Annotated in this window: 13 protein-coding genes and 1 tRNA gene; 11 read left to right on the top strand and 3 right to left on the bottom strand. The window is 69.6% G+C overall.

Going from position 1 to position 16,298, the window contains the following annotated elements; genetic code table 11:
* The first annotated feature begins 97 nt into the window (after window positions 1–97).
* Both typA and FO470_RS00310 read left to right on the top strand, forming a co-directional pair.
* The gene (gene typA, locus FO470_RS00315; protein ID WP_144340946.1) at window positions 98–1,924 is read left to right on the top strand and encodes a translational GTPase TypA; all 1,827 of its coding nucleotides are present in this window, start codon (window positions 98–100) and stop codon (window positions 1,922–1,924) included.
* Between the two features lie 168 nt (window positions 1,925–2,092).
* Window positions 2,093–2,602: a GNAT family N-acetyltransferase gene (locus tag FO470_RS00310; protein WP_144340945.1), complete on the top strand. Its 510-nt coding sequence runs from the start codon at window positions 2,093–2,095 to the stop codon at window positions 2,600–2,602.
* Between the two features lie 36 nt (window positions 2,603–2,638).
* Here the strand turns inward: FO470_RS00310 and FO470_RS00305 are convergent, their stop codons facing one another.
* Complete coding sequence (locus tag FO470_RS00305; protein ID WP_144340944.1) at window positions 2,639–2,959, bottom strand: DUF167 family protein; 321 nt, start codon at window positions 2,957–2,959, stop codon at window positions 2,639–2,641.
* On the bottom strand, window positions 2,956–3,240 hold the full coding sequence (locus FO470_RS00300; protein WP_144340943.1) for a YggT family protein: 285 nt from the start codon (window positions 3,238–3,240) through the stop codon (window positions 2,956–2,958). The genes FO470_RS00305 and FO470_RS00300 overlap by 4 nt, the downstream gene beginning before the upstream one ends.
* A 170-nt stretch (window positions 3,241–3,410) precedes the next feature.
* Between FO470_RS00300 and FO470_RS00295 the strand changes: the two genes are divergently transcribed.
* Window positions 3,411–3,486 (top strand) — tRNA-Ala (locus FO470_RS00295).
* Between the two features lie 121 nt (window positions 3,487–3,607).
* Here FO470_RS00295 and FO470_RS00290 read toward each other — a convergent pair.
* A complete protein-coding gene (locus FO470_RS00290; protein ID WP_144340942.1) occupies window positions 3,608–4,924 on the bottom strand; it encodes a UDP-glucose dehydrogenase family protein in 1,317 nt (438 codons plus the stop codon).
* Between the two features lie 387 nt (window positions 4,925–5,311).
* Here FO470_RS00290 and FO470_RS00285 point away from each other — a divergent pair, with 387 nt between their 5' ends.
* The 8 genes from FO470_RS00285 to FO470_RS00250 all read left to right on the top strand — a co-directional run bounded on the left by FO470_RS00285 (window position 5,312) and on the right by FO470_RS00250 (window position 16,254).
* Window positions 5,312–6,445, top strand: coding sequence for an ABC transporter substrate-binding protein (locus FO470_RS00285; protein ID WP_144340941.1), 1,134 nt, complete (start codon window positions 5,312–5,314; stop codon window positions 6,443–6,445).
* A 67-nt stretch (window positions 6,446–6,512) separates the two neighbouring features.
* Window positions 6,513–7,703 (top strand): YncE family protein, encoded by a 1,191-nt coding sequence (locus FO470_RS00280; protein WP_144340940.1) that lies wholly within the window; start codon window positions 6,513–6,515, stop codon window positions 7,701–7,703.
* A 52-nt stretch (window positions 7,704–7,755) separates the two neighbouring features.
* A complete protein-coding gene (locus FO470_RS00275) occupies window positions 7,756–8,970 on the top strand; it encodes an isochorismate synthase (protein ID WP_144340939.1) in 1,215 nt (404 codons plus the stop codon).
* Window positions 8,967–10,595, top strand: coding sequence for a (2,3-dihydroxybenzoyl)adenylate synthase (locus tag FO470_RS00270; protein ID WP_144340938.1), 1,629 nt, complete (start codon window positions 8,967–8,969; stop codon window positions 10,593–10,595). Before FO470_RS00275 ends, FO470_RS00270 begins: the two co-directional genes overlap by 4 nt.
* Before the next feature lie 2 nt (window positions 10,596–10,597).
* Window positions 10,598–11,242, top strand: coding sequence for an isochorismatase family protein (locus FO470_RS00265; protein WP_144340937.1), 645 nt, complete (start codon window positions 10,598–10,600; stop codon window positions 11,240–11,242).
* Entirely contained in the window at window positions 11,242–11,529 is a 288-nt protein-coding gene (locus FO470_RS00260; protein WP_144340936.1) for a phosphopantetheine-binding protein, read from the top strand. Before FO470_RS00265 ends, FO470_RS00260 begins: the two co-directional genes overlap by 1 nt.
* Window positions 11,530–11,533: 4 nt before the next feature.
* The gene (locus FO470_RS00255; RefSeq protein ID WP_144340935.1) at window positions 11,534–15,496 is read left to right on the top strand and encodes a non-ribosomal peptide synthetase; all 3,963 of its coding nucleotides are present in this window, start codon (window positions 11,534–11,536) and stop codon (window positions 15,494–15,496) included.
* Complete coding sequence (locus FO470_RS00250) at window positions 15,478–16,254, top strand: 2,3-dihydro-2,3-dihydroxybenzoate dehydrogenase (protein ID WP_144340934.1); 777 nt, start codon at window positions 15,478–15,480, stop codon at window positions 16,252–16,254. Before FO470_RS00255 ends, FO470_RS00250 begins: the two co-directional genes overlap by 19 nt.
* Window positions 16,255–16,298: the final 44 nt, after the last annotated feature.

Genomic DNA, 16,298 nt, shown 5'->3' with positions numbered 1-16,298 from the left:
CTTGCAACGTTGATATTCGAGGCGTTCTGAGTATAGTGCGCCGCAAAATTCATCGCGGGTCCGAAGCCCTTCGGGCCCGCTTTTTGGTTGTTTTCATATGAAGCTGCGCAACATCGCCATCATCGCCCACGTCGACCACGGCAAGACCACGCTGGTGGACGAGCTGCTGAAGCAGTCCGGCTCCTATCGTGAGAACCAGCGCGTCGCCGAGCGTGTGATGGATTCGAACGACCTCGAAAAGGAGCGTGGCATCACCATCCTCGCCAAGGCTACCTCGGTGGTCTGGAAGGATACCCGCATCAACATCGTCGACACGCCCGGCCACGCCGACTTCGGCGGCGAGGTGGAGCGCATCCTCAACATGGTGGACGGCGCCATCGTGCTGGTCGACGCCGCTGAGGGCCCGATGCCGCAGACCAAGTTCGTGGTCGGCAAGGCGCTCAAGGTCGGCCTGCGTCCCATCGTGGCGATCAACAAGGTCGACCGGCAGGACGCCCGCGCGCAGGAAGTCATCAACGAGGTGTTCGACCTCTTCGCGGCGCTCGACGCCACCGATGAGCAGCTCGACTTCCCGATCCTCTACGGGTCCGGCCGCAACGGCTGGATGGCCCATTCGCCGGAAGGCCCGAGCGACGAGGGCATGGCGCCGCTGTTCGATCTCGTGCTCAAGCATGTGCCGGAGCCGACCGTCGAGGAAGCGCCGTTCAAGATGATCGGCACGCTGCTGGAGGCCAACCCCTTCCTCGGCCGCATGCTCACCGGTCGCATCACCTCCGGCACCATCAAGCCGAACCAGGCGGTGAAGGTGCTGGCGCAGGACGGCTCGCTGGTCGAGCAGGGCCGTGTCTCCAAGATCCTCGCCTTCCGCGGCATCGAGCGCCAGCCGATCGAGGAAGGCGTCGCCGGCGACATCGTCGCCATTGCCGGCCTTTCCAAGGGCACGGTGGCCGACACCTTCTGCGACCTGTCGGTCGACACCCCGCTGAAGGCGCAGCCGATCGACCCGCCGACCGTCACCATGACCTTCATCGTCAACGATTCGCCGCTGGCCGGTACCGAGGGCGACAAGGTGACCAGCCGCGTCATCCGCGATCGCCTGCTGCGCGAGGCGGAGGGCAACGTCGCCCTGAAGATCGAGGAATCGACCGAGAAGGACTCCTTCTACGTCTCCGGCCGCGGCGAACTTCAGCTCGCCGTGCTGATCGAGACCATGCGCCGCGAGGGCTTCGAGATCGCCGTGTCGCGCCCGCGCGTGGTGTTCACCAAGAACGAGGCCGGCGAGACGCTGGAACCGATCGAGGAAGTGCTGATCGACGTCGACGAGGAATTCTCCGGCGTCGTCGTCCAGAAGATGTCCGAGCGCCGGGCCGAGATGGTGGAGATGAAGCCCTCCGGCGGCAACCGCGTGCGTCTCGTGTTCTACGCCCCGACCCGTGGCCTCATCGGCTACCAGTCGGAGCTGCTGACCGACACGCGCGGCACCGCCATCATGAACCGGCTGTTCCACGAATACGCGCCCTACAAGGGCGAGATCGCCGGCCGCACCAATGGCGTGCTGATCGCCAACGAGGCGGGCGAGGCGGTGGCCTATGCGCTGTGGAACCTCGAGGATCGCGGCCCGATGATGATCGAGCCGGGCTGGAAGGTCTATCAGGGCATGCTGATCGGCGTGCACACGCGCGACAACGACCTCGAGGTGAACGTCCTCAAGGGCAAGAAGCTCACCAACATCCGCACCACCTCCAAGGACGAGGCGGTGCGCCTGACGCCGCCGATCCGCATGACGCTGGAGCGGGCGCTGGCCTGGATCCAGGACGACGAGCTGGTCGAGGTGACGCCCAAGTCCATCCGCCTGCGCAAGCGCCTGCTCGACCCCAACGAGCGCAAGCGCGAGGAGCGCCGCAAGGAAGCCGAGGGCGTCTGAGCCGTCCGGGTTGCGGCCGCGCGGCCTCCCGTCGTCAGGGCGCTGGAGCCCTGACGCGACGGCATGCGGGCGCCCGGCGTGGCGTCCGCGCCACGCCCCGGTGGAACGATCGTGCTTTTGTCGCGGAAAGACCTTGATCCGACGGGGCGCTTTTGCTCCCATCGGAACATGAGCACGCTTCTTGTCGAGACGCGCCGGGCTCGACCGGCCGATGCCGCCGACATCGCCGAGATCCATGACTCGGCGTGGCGCTTCGCCTATCGCGGCCTCATTCCCGGCGCCGAGCTGGAGAAGATGGTCCTGCGTCGCGGCCCAGCCTGGTGGGAGACCGCCCTGAAGCGCGGCTCGCGCGTGGTCGTGCTGACCTTCGGTGACGCGGTGGCCGGCTACGCCAATGTCGGGCGCAACCGGGCGCGCGGCCTGCCCTATGAGGGCGAGATTTACGAGCTCTATCTGCGGCCGGAATATCAGGGGCTGGGCTTCGGCCGCCGCCTGTTCTCCGATGCGCGCAAGGAACTGGCCAATGCCGGCTTCGACGGGCTGGCGGTGTGGGCGCTGGCGGCCAACGAGCCGGCACTGGGCTTCTACCGCGCCATGGGCGGCATCGGCGTCGCCCGCTCCACCGAGACCTTCGGCAGTCGCTCGCTGGAAAAGCTGGCCTTCGGCTGGAACGGCTGAGACCCGCCGCCTCACATTCTTCGATGACGGCCTTCGTCAGGTGATAACCAACGCCTGAAGGCGGGCGGCGATGTCGGCGGCGTCGCCGTTCAGCCGGAAGCTCTTGGTGCGGCCGGTCGCGCCCGACACCAGCTCGACCCGCGACGGCGCGATGCCGCCGGCCTTGGCGAGCAGCTTCGCCAGCGCCGCATTGGCCTTGCCGTCCTCCGCCGCCACCGAGACACGCGCCTTCAGGGCTGAGCGGCCGTCGCCGAGCTCGACGAGGCCGTCTATCGCGTCGCGCCCGCCGCGGGGCGTCGCGCGCACCGTCACCACCACCGCGTCGGCGGTGACGGTCCAGGGCGGGGACGCGCTCACGTACCCGCCACGACCTCGAAGACGAGGTTGCGGATGAAGTAGAGCAGGATGATCAGGATGACCGGCGAGATGTCGATGCCGCCGAGATTGGGCAGCAGCCGGCGGATGGGCGCCAGTACCGGCTCCGTCACCCGCCACAGGAACTCGCCGACATTGCGGACGAACTGGTTGTGCGGGTTGACGACGTTGAACGCCACCAGCCACGACAGGATGGCCGAGCCGATGAGAATCCAGACGTAGAGGGTGATCAGCGTGTCGAACAGCCAGAGTATCGAATACATCGGGAGCCTCGGAACAAGGGCCTGCGGCGGCGCGGAAACGACCTGCCGCAAAGATGCTTAATGGCGCCGCCGCATTGCGGCAACCCTGATTCACAGGCCGGTCGCTTCGGGGTGTCGAGCCGCCTTGACAGCGGGCGGGCGGCGACCGTACAAGGCGCGGCCTGAAGCGTGGGGCCGTAGCTCAGTTGGGAGAGCGCTGCAATCGCACTGCAGAGGTCAGGGGTTCAAATCCCCTCGGCTCCACCAGGCTTCCCAAAATCCCCAATCCTCTGAAATTCAGCCCTGCCGGACGTTTCCCGGCCGGGCCGCGCGTCGTCGTGGCGGTGATGGAACCGCCCGCTCCCGGTAAGAACGAAGCTCCGGGAGCTCACTCGCCGTTGGGGCGTCCCACGCCGACATATTTGAAGCCGCGGCCGATGAGGTCGGCCGGGGGATAGATGTTGCGCAGGTCAACCACGATCGGGCGGCGCAGCAGCGTCTTCAGCCGGTCGAGGTCGAGCGCCCGGAAGGCGTCCCACTCGGTGACGATGACGAGGCAGTCCGCGCCCTCGGCGCAGGCATAGGCACTGGCCGCGTATTCGACCTCCGCCGGCAGCACCTTGCGGGCCTCGTCCATGCCGACGGGATCGTAGGCGCGCACCTGCACGCCCCGGTCCAGCAGCGACTGGACGATGTTGATCGCCGGGCTGTCGCGCATGTCGTCGGTGTTCGGCTTGAAGGTGAGGCCGAGCACGGCCACCGTCGCCCCGCGTGGCGGCGTGCCCATGGCCTCGATCACCCGGCGGCCCATGGCGGCCTTGCGGCTCTCGTTCACCGTGGTCACGGTCTCGATCAGCCGCAGGGGGGCGCCGGCCTCCTGCGCGGTGCGCATGAGGGCGAGCGTGTCCTTGGGGAAGCAGGAGCCACCATAGCCGGGGCCCGCATGCAGGAATTTCGGGCCGATGCGGCGGTCGAGGCCGATGCCGCGGGCCACCTCCTGGACATTGCCGCCGACCTTCTCGCACAGGTCCGCCATCTCGTTGATGAAGGTGATCTTCATCGCCAGGAAGGCGTTGGAGGCGTATTTGATCAGCTCGGCGGTGTTGCGCTCGGTGAACAGCAGCGGCGCGGCGTTGAGCGACAGCGGGCGGTAGAGCGCCGTCATCACTTCGCGGGCGCGCGGATCCTCCGTGCCGATGACGATGCGGTCCGGCCGCTTGAAATCCTCGATCGCGGCGCCCTCGCGCAGGAATTCCGGGTTGGAGACCACCGCGATGTCCGCCTCCGGCGCTTCCTCGCGGATGATGTGCTCGATATCGGTGCCGGTGCCGACCGGCACGGTCGACTTGGTGACGACGACGGTGAAGCCGTTCGCCGCGCGGGCGATCTCGCGGGCGGCCGCGTGCACATAGGAGAGGTCGGCATGCCCGTCGCCGCGCCGCGAGGGCGTGCCCACCGCGATGAACACGACCTCCGCCTGCCGGACGGCCTGGGTGAGGTCGGTGGCGAAGCGGAGCCGACCGGCCGCGACGTTGCGGCGGACGAGATCGTCGAGCCCGGGCTCGAAGATCGGAATCTCGCCCCGGCCGAGGCGCTCGATCTTCGAGGCATCTTTGTCGACGCAGACGACCTCGTGGCCGAAATCCGAGAAGCAGGTGCCGGAGACGAGACCGACATAGCCCGTACCGATCATCGCAACGCGCATGGAGAACTCTCAGTCTGGCTTCCGGCAGCACGCGGCGCGGGGGGCGCCGGGCCTTCGGCGAGGGCTTCGTGCCCCCTTTATCCAATCGCGCGTCCCATTTCGAGAGGGGGCGCGCAAAGCGGCGCGAGAGGCAGAGAGCACATGCCGTGCCTTGCCAGAGTTCTGCGTCGGTTTCGCGACACGCCGTCCGAGGCGCGCGCACGGCGAATTGATGACCTGACGTCAAGACGTAACATTCATGAGCAAGTAAAACAGAATGCAGATATTCAATAATCATACATTAGACTAATTAAAAACAAGCAATTACAAAATGTTTAGTTGACATATCGGTCATCCGGGAGGGATTAGGCGGCGACAACATCGTCTTCCGTCCGGTGCTTCCCGCCCATGCGCCTCGGCCTCCACCATAATGCCGTCCTCTGGTCCGTCCGCCGCAGCGCGTTGCTGGTGCTGGCGTTCGTTCTTCTGGCGATGGCGCATCCGGCGATGGCGGATATCGCGCTGAAGGACGTGACCGGGCGCGAGGTGCGCCTTGCCCGGCCGGCGAGCCGGCTGCTCATCGATGACGGGCGCTTCCTGATCGCGCTTTCGCTGATCCATCCCGACCCGGTGAGCGTGCTCGCTGCCTGGCCGCGCGACATCAACCGTATCGGTAAGCGCACCTTCGACGCCTACAAGGCCAAGTTCCCCGCCATCGACAGCCTCGCCAAAGTGGCGAGCTCCGCCGGTTCGCTCTCGGTCGAGCAGGTGGTGGCGGCGCGGCCGGACCTCGCGGTGTTTTCTCTCGGCTCGCAGCCCTCCGACGAGGAGCGCGCGCGCATCGAGGCGGCCGGCATCCCCGTGGTGGTGATCGACTTCTTCACCCATCCGCTCGCCAATCTGGAACCGAGCCTGCGCCTCCTCGGCGCGGCGACCGGCCGTCAGGCACAGGCCGAGGACTTCCTCGCCTTCCGCCGCGCCCGCATCGACGCGGTGCGCGCGAAGGTCGAGGGACTCACGGATAGCGAGCGCCCGCGCGTCTTCCTCGAGCCGCATGCCGCCATGACCGCGGACTGCTGCAATTCGCCGGGGCGGGGCAATGTCGGCGACATCATCGAGGCGGTGGGCGGCACGAATATCGGCGCGGCGGTGATCCCGCGCGCCTTCGGCAAGCTCAACCTCGAATATGTCATCGCCCAGGACCCACAGGTCTACATCGCCACCGGCGGCAGCCACATGGAAGGCACCGGCGGCCTGTTGATCGGGCCGGAATACAGCCTGGAGCGGGCGCGCGAGACGCTGGCACGCGTCGTCGCCCGGCCGGGCTTCGGCGGGCTGGCGGCGGTGCGCGACAAGCGCGTCCACGGCCTGTCGCACCAGATGCTCAACTCGCCGCTCGACCTCTTCACCGTCGAGATCCTGGCGAAATGGATTCACCCCGAGCGCTTCGCCGGGCTCGATGTCGGCCGGACGGTGGAGGAGGTGAACGCGCGCTTCCTCGCCGTGCCGGTCGAGGGGCCCAACTGGATCGATCTCGACTGATACGCGGCGGCAAGCCGGGGCCGCCCGCGCATCGCAACCCGACCTCATTCATCAACGGAGAAACGTCATGCCGAACGACGCGACCTTTGCCCGGCCCCGCCTGCGCCTGCGCTCCATTGCCCTCGCCACGGTGGCGGTGTTCGGCCTTGCCGGCGCGGCTTTCGCCGATCCGGAATATGTGAAGTCGGCCAAGCCGGGCGCGGGGCTCTACGAGCTCGTCTTCAGCGCGCCGATGAACCGCGTCTATGTCGCCGCCGCCGGCGCGCGCGGTGCCAGCGAGACCTTCGTCTACGCGCTCGATCCGGCGACGCTGGAGACCAAGGAGACGATCGCGCTCGGCGACGACCCGGTCTTCGGCCTCGGCATCAACAACAAGACCAAGACCCTCTACGGCACGCAGACCCGCGACGGCTCGCTCGCGGTGATCGACCTCGCCAGCGGCAAGGTCGTCACCAAGCTCGCCAAGGGCGAGAAGGCGCATGTGCGCGAGGTGGCCGTCGACGAGGCGGCGAACCGCGCCTACGTCACCGTCACCGGCCGCCGCGACAAGTCCTCCTCCGTGTGGGTGATCGATGGCGCCAAGAACGAGATCGTCGACACGATCGACGATCTGCCCGGCGCCGTCACCGGCATCGCTCTCGATGCGAAGGGCAACCGCCTGTTCCTTTCCGCCCTGGAGAGCAACGAGGTCCATGTCGTCGATCTCGGCAGCAAGAAGGTGACGACCTTCCCGTCGGGCGGCGAAGGGGCGATCAATCTCGCCTACGACGCGTCGGGCGATCAGATCTTCGTCGCGCATCAGGGCTCCGGCGAGGTCGCCGTGCTCGATGCGAAGGACGGCAAGGTGGTCAAGAAGATCCCGACCGGCGCCGGCGCGCTCAGCCTCGCCATCGATTCCGGGCGCAGCATCCTCTATGTCGCGAACCGGCAGGGCGGCTTCGTCACGCTGGTCGACACCAAGACGCTGGAACCGGTCGCCAATGTCGTGACCGGCTCGATGCCGCAGACGGTCACCGTCGATGCCGCTTCGGGCAACGCCTATGTCTCCAATAAGCTGAAGACCGCCGGCCGCCCGCGTCCGCCGGCTCCGCCCGCCGGTGCCGCTGCCGCCCCCGGCGCCGCGCCGGCTCCCGCCGCGCCGCAGGCGGCCGCGCCTGCCGGTGCCCCGCCGGCCGGTCCCGGCGGCGAGGGGCAGCGCCCGCGCCCCGTGCCGATGGTCGATCCCTTCGGCGACACCGTCACGCTGATCAAGCCCTGACGGCCGGCCGGAGCGCGGATGCCCGATGACGGTCCCCCACGGAGCGATGCGGATGTGTGATGCGGCGGAGAAGGCGGCTGCCGAGGCGGCACCGTTCGCCCCCGCCCTGCCGTTCGCGCTCGTCTCCGGTGAGGAGACTCTCGTCGGGCGGGGCTGCCTCGGCCTTGTCGAGGACGGTCCGTCGCCGCTCGGCGAGCGGGCGCGGGCCCTCATCGAGGCCGAGGGCGCCGGTCCGCGCCTCGTGGTCGGCGCGCTGCCCTTCGACCGAGCGGCTGCGCCCCATCTCTACCGGCCGGCGGAGCTGTCGCGCAGCGCCGGCCGCTCCTGCTTCGCCGCGGCCTTCCCGCCGCCTTCTCTGGTGCGTGGGGCGGCTCCGCCGCCACGCTGGGAGGTGACGCCCGAACCGTCTCTCGTGGCCTATGAGTCCGCCGTCGCCGAGGCCCTTTCGCGCATGGCGCGGCGGGAGGAAGGGCTACGCAAGATCGTGCTCTCGCGCAGCCTGCGGCTTCTGGCCGACCGGGCGATCGACGCCAGCGCCCTGCTGCGCGCGCTGTCGGAGGATGCGAGCGTCACCGCCTTCTGCGTGCCGCTGGTGGCGGCGGGCTCCGGCGAAGCGTCTCGGGCGCTGGTCGGGGCGACGCCAGAGCTGCTGCTGTCCAAGCGAGGCGCGAGGGTCGTCTCGCACCCGCTGGCGGGCTCGGCGCGGCGGGCCCGTGAGGATGCCGCCGACCGCGCCGCCGCCGAGGGGCTGCTCGCCTCGGAGAAGGACCGGCGCGAGCACCGGGAGGTGGTCACCGCCATCCTCGACCTGCTCGCCCCTTACTGCACCGAGCTCGCCGCGCCCGAGGCGCCTGCGCTCGCCGCCACCGCCAGCATGTGGCACCTCGGTACGCGCATCGTGGGCCGGCTGCGCGACGCCGCCACATCGGCCCTCGATCTTGCCGCGCTGCTGCATCCCACGCCCGCCGTCTGCGGCACGCCGCGCGCCGCCGCCGCCCGTGCCATCGCCGAGCTGGAAGGCTATAAGCGCGGCTTCTATGCCGGCGCGGTCGGCTGGTGCGATGCCGCGGGCGATGGTGCCTGGCACGTCGCCATACGCTGTGCCGAGATCGCCGGTCGCGAGGCGCGGCTCTTTGCCGGGGCCGGCATCGTGGCCGGCTCGGACCCCGTGGCCGAAGGGGAGGAGACCTCGGCCAAGTTCACCGCCCTGCTGGGTGCGCTCGGCATCGACGAGCATGGCCGCGTGCGTTCGGAGGAGCAGGCGTGAAGCCGCTGTCGCAGATTTGGCCGGAAGAATTCGCCGCCCGCTATCGCGCCAGGGGCTATTGGCGTGGCGAGACCTTCTCCTCCTTCCTGCGCGAGCGTGGCCGGGAATTGCCGGAGCATATCGCCGTGGTCGGCGGTGGACAGCGCTGGACGTTCAGCGAGCTTGAGGAACGCGCCGAAAAAGTCGCGCGCGGCATGCTGGCGCTGGGCCTCAAGCCTGGCGACCGGGTAATCGTGCAACTCCCCAACATCCCGGAGTTCCTCTCCGTGGTGTTCGGCCTGTTCCGCGCCCGGCTCATCCCGGTCTACGCGCTGCCGGCCCACCGCATCGTCGAGATCGTCCATTTCGCCCGCACCGCCGAGGCGCGCGGCTACATCGTCGCCGACCGGCATGACGGCTTCGACTATCGCGGGCTGGCCGAAGAGGTGCGCCGCGAGGTGCCGGAGGTCGAACACATCGTCGTTGTCGGCGACGGCGGGCCGTTCACCGCGCTCGATGCCCTTCCCGACAGCGCCGCGCCGCTGCCGGAAGACGCCGATCCGTCCGACGTGGCTTTTCTCCAGATTTCCGGTGGCTCGACGGGGCTCTCCAAGCTCATCCCGCGCACGCATGACGACTACATCTACTCGTTCCGCGCCAGTGCCGAGATCTGCAAGCTGAACACTGACAGCGTCTATCTTGCCGCGCTCCCCGTCGCGCACAATTTCCCCATGTCTTCGCCCGGCGTGTTCGGCGCGCTCCATGCCGGCTCGCGTGTGGTGCTCTCGCCTTCGCCGAGCCCCGAAGCCGCCTTCCCGCTGATCGCGCGCGAGGGCGTGACCATTACCGGGCTGGTGCCGCCCCTCGCCTTGCTCTGGCTGCAGGCGGCGCCGAGCACGACGCATGACCTCTCGTCCTTGCAGGTGCTGCAGGTCGGCGGCGCCAAGTTCCTCACCGAATCCGCCCGCCGGGTAAAGCCGGTGCTCGGCTGCACATTGCAGCAGGTGTTCGGCATGGCCGAGGGGCTGGTGAACTACACACGTCTCGACGATCCCGAGGAGATCATCGTCTCCACGCAGGGCCGGCCGATCAGCGCCGACGACGAGGTGCTGATCCTCGACGATGAAGGCAACCCCGTGCCCGAGGGCGAGGCGGGAAACCTGCTGACGCGCGGGCCCTATACGATCCGCGCCTACCACAACAATGACGGCGCCAACGCCCGCTCCTTCACCGCCGACGGCTTCTACCGCACCGGCGACGTGGTGAAGCGCACGCAAGAGGGCTATCTCGTCGTGCAGGGGCGGGCGACCGACCACATCAACCGCGCCGGCGAGAAGATCTCGGCCGAGGAGATCGAGGACCATCTCCTCGCGCACCCGAGCGTGTTCGACGCGGCGGTGGTCTCTCTCCCCGATGAGTTCCTCGGTGAGCGCTCCTGCGCCTTCGTGATCCCGCAAGGCGACAAGCCGAAGGCGGCGGCGCTGAAGGCGTGGATGCGCACGCGCGGGCTCGCCGATTTCAAGGTGCCGGACCAGGTGGTGTTCGTCGACGCCTTCGAGACCACGGCGGTGGGCAAGGTGAGCCGCAAGGAGTTGCGCGCCAGCCTGCGCCGCCGTTTCCTCGAAGCCGTCGAGGCGGAGAAGTGAGCATGGCTGCCAAACCGGGGCTGCCGACAGTTGCCCCCTACGAGCTGCCGCGTGCGGACGAGTTGCCGAAGCCGCGTGCGCCGTGGAAGCTGGAGCGCGACCGGGCGGCGCTGCTGATCCACGACATGCAGAACTATTTCCTGCGGGTCTTCCCGCCGGACGCCTCGCCCATCGCGCTGGTGATCGCCAATATCGCGGCGCTGGCGAAAGCGGCGCGGGCGGCGGGCGTGCCGGTGTTCTACACCGCGCAGGAAGGCGATCAGGACCGCCGTGACCGCGGCCTTCAGGCCAACCTCTGGGGACCGGGCATGAGCGCGGCGCCCGAGCACCAGCCTATCGTCACCGCGCTGGCGCCGGAGCCGGGCGACTTCACGCTGGTGAAGCACCGCTACAGCGCTTTCCAGCGCTCCAATTTGGAGACGCTGATGCGCGCGCGCGACCGCGACCAGCTGATCATCTGCGGCGTCTACGCCCATATCGGCTGCACGCTCACCGCGGCCGACGCCTTCATGCGCGACATCGAACCCTTCCTGGCGGCGGACGCGCTGGCCGACTTCTCGCGCGCCCGGCACGACCTCGCTCTGTCCTATGTCGCGGATGTGTGCGGCGTGCCGCTCGCCACCGCGCAGATACTGGAGGTGCTGTGATGGCCATCGAACCCGGCGACATCAAGCGCATTGTCGCCCCTGCGGCGGCGGTTACGCGCGAGAAGATGCGCGCGGATATCGCAAGGATGTTGCACGAGGACCCCGAGGAGATCGGCGGCGAGGACAGCCTGATCGATCTCGGCCTCGATTCCATGCGGGCGATGAACCTCGTGCTGGCCTGGAGCGAAGGCGGGCTCGACCTCGAATTCTCCGAGTTTGCGGAGAAGCCGACGCTCGACGGCTGGTGGGAACTGGTCAGCGCCAAGCAGAGCGCGCGGGGCGGCTGACATCATGCGTGACCGGCCCGGCGAGGCGCATCCGCTCACCGAGGCGCAGTCGGGCCTGTGGTACGCGCAGCGGCTCGATCCGGCGAACCCGCTGTTCAACACCGGGCAATACATCGAGCTGAGGGGCCCGCTCGACCGGCCGGCTTTCGAGGCGGCGCTGGCGCAGGCGGTGGCGGAGTCGGATGCGCTGGCGTTGCGCATGGTCGACGACCCGTCCGGGCCGCTGCAGGTCGTCGATCCCGCGCAGCGTCCGATGCTGGAAATCGTTGACGTTTCTGGCGCTGCCGATCCGTTCGCAGCGGCGGAAGCCGACATCGCCCGCGACATGGCCACCCCGCTCGACCCGACGCGCGAGAAGCTGGCCGCCGAGCGGCTCTTCGTGCTCGGGCCGGAGCGCTTCATCTGGCAGCAGCGCATCCATCACCTCGCCATTGACGGCTACGGGATGATCCTGCTCACCCAGCGCGTGGCGGACCTCTACAACGCCCGCCAGCGCGGGGGAGAGGCCGGCGCGCCGCTGCCCGGTATCGCCACGGCCTTCGCCGAGGACGCGGCTTATCGGGCCTCCGACAAGCGGGTGAAGGACGGCGATTACTGGCGCGAACTGTTCGCCGACAAGCCGGAGGTGGCGAGCCTCGCCGCGGGTAATCCAGTGAGCGCGCCGAGCTTCCATCGCCGGGCGGTGGAAATCGACGCCGACGCCTTCGCCCGGCTGCGGGCGATAGGAGAGCGGACGAACATCCCCTGGCCGGATGTCGTCACCGCGCTCGCCGCCGCCTATGTCCGGCGGCATGCCGGAACGCCGGAGGTGATCCTCGGCGTGCCGTTCATGGCGCGGCTCGGCAGCGCGGCGGCGCGGGTGCCGGCGATGCTGATGAACGTGCTGCCGCTGCGCGTCGATGCCCAAGAAGACGATATAGATCAATATCTTGGTTCGGTGGCGAGGAGCCTCACCCGTGCCCGGCGGCATGGCCGGTACCGCTCCGAGCAGCTGCGCCGCGACCTGAAGCTGATCGGCGGCCAGCGGCGGCTGCACGGGCCGCTGATCAACCTGCTGCCCTTCGACGAGACGCCGCGCTTCGAGGGCTTGGAGAGCCGGCTGGAGGTGCTCTCGACCGGGCCGGTGGAGGACATCACCTTCACCTTCCGCCTGCACGGCGCGGACGGGCTGCGGCTGGAGGTGGACGCCAATCCCGACCTCTATCCGCGGGAGGTCGTCGAGGCCAACGCCTTGCGGCTCAAGCATTTCATCGAGGCGGCGAGCGCTGCGGAAGGCTCGCTCGCCGAGGTGCCGACGGCGACGCCGGAGGAGGCGCACCGGCATATCTTCGCTCTCAACGCGACGGATCACCCGGTGCCCGACACGACGCTGGCGGCGCTGATCGAGGCGCGGATGCGGGCGACGCCGCACGCGCCGGCGCTGCGTTTCGCCGGCGCGACCATGGATTATGCGACGCTGGATGCGCGCAGCCGGGCGCTGGCGGAGCGGCTCCGGGAGGGTAGCAAAAACAGTAGCAAAAAGCGTAGCAGCGACAGTAGCAATGCGACGGGTAGCATCGTTGCAGTCGCACTGCCGCGCTCCTTCGAGCTGGTGGTGGCGCTGGTCGCCATCCTGCGCGCCGGGCTCGCTTATCTCCCGCTCGATCTCGCCCAGCCCGACGCGAGGATCGACCGCATCCTCGCTTCGGCCGGGCCGCGCCTCGTGCTGGCGCGGGCGGAGGACGCCGCCCGCTTCGCCGGCAAGGCCGAGATGCTGACGCCCGGCGACTGGCCGACGTCTCCCTCGGGCGCCTCGCTTGCCGGCACGCCGCTCGCCGGTCCCGCGCCGGAAGACGCGGCCTATGTGATCTACACCTCCGGCTCGACCGGCGAGCCGAAGGGCGTGGTGATCGAGCACCGGGCCATCGTCAACCGGCTGGAATGGATGCGGGTGCATTACGGCTTCTCCCCCGCCGACCGCATCCTGCAGAAGACGCCCGCCACCTTCGACGTCTCGGTGTGGGAGTTCTTCCTGCCCTTGCTCACCGGGGCCTGCCTCGTCGTCGCGCCGCCGCAGGCGCATCGCGACCCGGTGGCGCTGGCGCGGATCATTCGCGAGGAGGCGATCACCTCCGCGCATTTCGTGCCGTCCATGCTCGCCGCCTTCCTCGCCGAGCCGAGCGTGCAGGGCCTGTCGCTCAAACGCGTCTTCTGCTCGGGCGAGGAACTGCCGGCGGACCTGCGCGACCGCTTCCACCGCACCCTCACGGCCGAGCTGCACAATCTTTACGGGCCGACCGAGGCGGCGGTGGATGTGAGCTACTGGCCGGCGGGCGAGGGGGACCGCTCGCTGCCGGTGCCGATCGGATTCCCGGTGTGGAACACGCGGCTCTATGTGCTCGACGAGCGGAACCGGCCGCAGCCGCCGGGCGTGCCCGGCCATCTCCATCTCGGCGGGGTGCAGCTCGCGCGCGGCTATCTTGGCCGGGCGGACCTGACCGCCGAGCGCTTCCTTCCCGATCCCTTCCGGCCGGGCGAGCGCATCTATGCGACGGGCGACCTCGCTTTGTGGCGACCGGACGGGGCGGTGGTGTTCCTCGGCCGCTCCGACCATCAGGTGAAGATCCGCGGCCTGCGCATCGAGCTGGGCGAGATCGAGGCGGCTGTTATGTCCTCCGGCCTCGTGCGGCAGGCGGGCATCCTCGCGCGCGAGGATGGGGGAGCCAAGCGCATCGTCGCCTATGTCGTGCCCGAGCCGGGCGCCGACCTTTCCGCGCTGAAGGCGCATGTGGCCGCGCGCGTCCCGGACTACATGGTGCCGGCGGCCTTCGTCATGCTCGACGCGCTGCCGGTGAACGCCAATGGCAAGCTCGACCGCGCCGCCCTGCCGGCACCGGATTTTTCCGGCACCGGCGCGCGCGTGCCGCAGACGCCGACCGAGACGCGGCTCGCCGCACTGTTCGCCGAGCAGCTCGGCCTCGCCTCGCCGGTCTTCGCCGAGGACGATTTTTTCTCCCTCGGCGGGGATTCGCTGGCGGCGGTCGCGCTGCTGCTGCGGGTGCGCGAGGAATGGGGTCGCGACCCCGGGCTCGGGGCGCTTTTCGCCCAGCCAACGCTGGCCGGCTTCGCCCGGCTGATCGACGCCGAGGAGGGGGCCGGCGATGCCGGCCTCGGGCCGCTTGTCACGCTGGCGGAGGGCGATGTTTCGCGGCCCCCGCTCTTCGTCATCCATCCGGCGGGCGGCATCTCCTGGTGCTACGGACGGCTGGCGCGGGCGCTGGATCCCCGGCGCACGGTCCACGGCCTGCAGGCGCCGGCACTGGCGCCCAATATCGCGACGCCGGAAAGCCTGGAGGCGCTGGCCGCCGACTATGTGGAGCGCATCCGGGCGGTGCGCCCGCACGGCCCCTATCACCTTCTCGGCTGGTCGGTCGGCGGCATCATCGCGCAGGCGATGGCGGTGCGCCTGCGCGAGCTCGGCGCGGCGGTCGGGGTGGTGGCGATGCTGGATTCCTACCCCGCCGACGTCTGGCGGGGCGAGCCGGACCCCGGCGAGGACGGCGCGCTGAAGGCGCTGCTCGCCATTGCCGGCCACGACCCCGACCGGCTGCCGGCGCTGGCGCTGAACCGGGCCTCCGTGCTCGCCTTCCTGCGCGCCTCCGACAGCCCGCTCGGCCGGCTGCCGGCTGCCGTGCTCGACGGCGTGGTGCGGGTGGTGGCCGGCAACAACCGGCTGGTGCGCGGGCATTTCCACCGGCGCTTTGACGGCACGCTCACCCATTTCCGCGCGGCGCTGGACCATCAGGGGCGCGACCTGACGCCCGAGCAGTGGCGGCCCTATGCGGGGCGCGTCGAGGTGGTCGAGGTGCCGGCGCTGCACGCCTATCTTACCGGGCCGGAGGCGACGGCGCTCATCGCGCCGGTCGTCTCGGGCCTGCTCGACGACGCCGACAGGAAGGAAGACGCGACATGCGCGACAGCGGTCTGAGCGGCAAGGTTGCGCTGGTGACGGGAGCCGCGGGCGGCATCGGCGCCGCGGTGGTGCGCCAGCTCCACGCCGAGGGCGTGCGGGTGGTGGCCGGCGACGTGGCGGAGGCGGGCGTGAGCGCGCTCGCCGCGGAACTCGGCGATGCCGTCGTCCCGGCCCTTCTCGACGTGCGCTCGACCGAGGCGGTCGACGCTCTGGTGGGGCACGTCGAGCGCGAGGTGGGGCCGATCGACCTGCTCGCCAATGTCGCCGGCGTGCTCTCCTACGAGCCGGTGGTGGGGCTCTCCGACGCCGAGTGGGAGCGGGTGTTCGACATCAACGCCGCCGGCGTCTTCCGGGTGAGCCGCGCGGTGGCGCGGGCGATGCAGGCACGCAAGCGCGGCGCCATGGTGACGGTGAGCTCCAACGCGGCGGGCATTCCGCGCCACGCCATGTCGGCCTATGCGGCCTCCAAGGCGGCGGCGACCATGTTCACCCGCTGCCTCGGGCTGGAGCTGGCGCCGCTCGGCATACGCTGCAACATCGTCGCCCCGGGCTCGACGCTGACGCCCATGCAGACCGGCATGTGGGCGGACGGGAACGGCGCGGCAAGGGTGATCGCCGGCTCGCCGGAGACCTTCAAGGCGGGCATCCCGCTGGCCAAGCTGGCGACACCCGACGACATCGCCGACGCGGTGGTGTTCCTGCTGTCCGACCGGGCCGGCCACGTCACCATGGCCGACCTCTATATCGACGGCGGCGCGACGTTGCGGGGGTGATCGGCCCTCTCCCCGTCGGGGAGAGGGGAAGAAGAGGGCTGACA

The sequence above is a fragment of the Ancylobacter moscoviensis genome (assembly GCF_007559435.1).
Taxonomy (GTDB): domain Bacteria; phylum Pseudomonadota; class Alphaproteobacteria; order Rhizobiales; family Xanthobacteraceae; genus Ancylobacter; species Ancylobacter moscoviensis.
The sequence above is the reverse complement of the archived record's forward strand: the minus strand, read 5'-3'. Positions and strand labels throughout refer to the sequence as shown.

What these genes read in the sequence shown, in the direction of transcription:
- FO470_RS00250 (WP_144340934.1), top strand. Translation starts at nt 15,478, where the DNA reads ATGCGCGACAGCGGTCTGAGCGGCAAGGTTGCGCTGGTGACGGGAGCC.
- FO470_RS00265 (WP_144340937.1), top strand. Translation starts at nt 10,598, where the DNA reads ATGGCTGCCAAACCGGGGCTGCCGACAGTTGCCCCCTACGAGCTGCCG.
- FO470_RS00300 (WP_144340943.1), bottom strand. Translation starts at nt 3,240, where the DNA reads ATGTATTCGATACTCTGGCTGTTCGACACGCTGATCACCCTCTACGTC.
- FO470_RS00310 (WP_144340945.1), top strand. Translation starts at nt 2,093, where the DNA reads ATGAGCACGCTTCTTGTCGAGACGCGCCGGGCTCGACCGGCCGATGCC.
- FO470_RS00280 (WP_144340940.1), top strand. Translation starts at nt 6,513, where the DNA reads ATGCCGAACGACGCGACCTTTGCCCGGCCCCGCCTGCGCCTGCGCTCC.
- FO470_RS00255 (WP_144340935.1), top strand. Translation starts at nt 11,534, where the DNA reads ATGCGTGACCGGCCCGGCGAGGCGCATCCGCTCACCGAGGCGCAGTCG.
- FO470_RS00260 (WP_144340936.1), top strand. Translation starts at nt 11,242, where the DNA reads ATGGCCATCGAACCCGGCGACATCAAGCGCATTGTCGCCCCTGCGGCG.
- FO470_RS00285 (WP_144340941.1), top strand. Translation starts at nt 5,312, where the DNA reads ATGCGCCTCGGCCTCCACCATAATGCCGTCCTCTGGTCCGTCCGCCGC.
- typA (WP_144340946.1), top strand. Translation starts at nt 98, where the DNA reads ATGAAGCTGCGCAACATCGCCATCATCGCCCACGTCGACCACGGCAAG.
- FO470_RS00290 (WP_144340942.1), bottom strand. Translation starts at nt 4,924, where the DNA reads ATGCGCGTTGCGATGATCGGTACGGGCTATGTCGGTCTCGTCTCCGGC.
- FO470_RS00275 (WP_144340939.1), top strand. Translation starts at nt 7,756, where the DNA reads ATGTGTGATGCGGCGGAGAAGGCGGCTGCCGAGGCGGCACCGTTCGCC.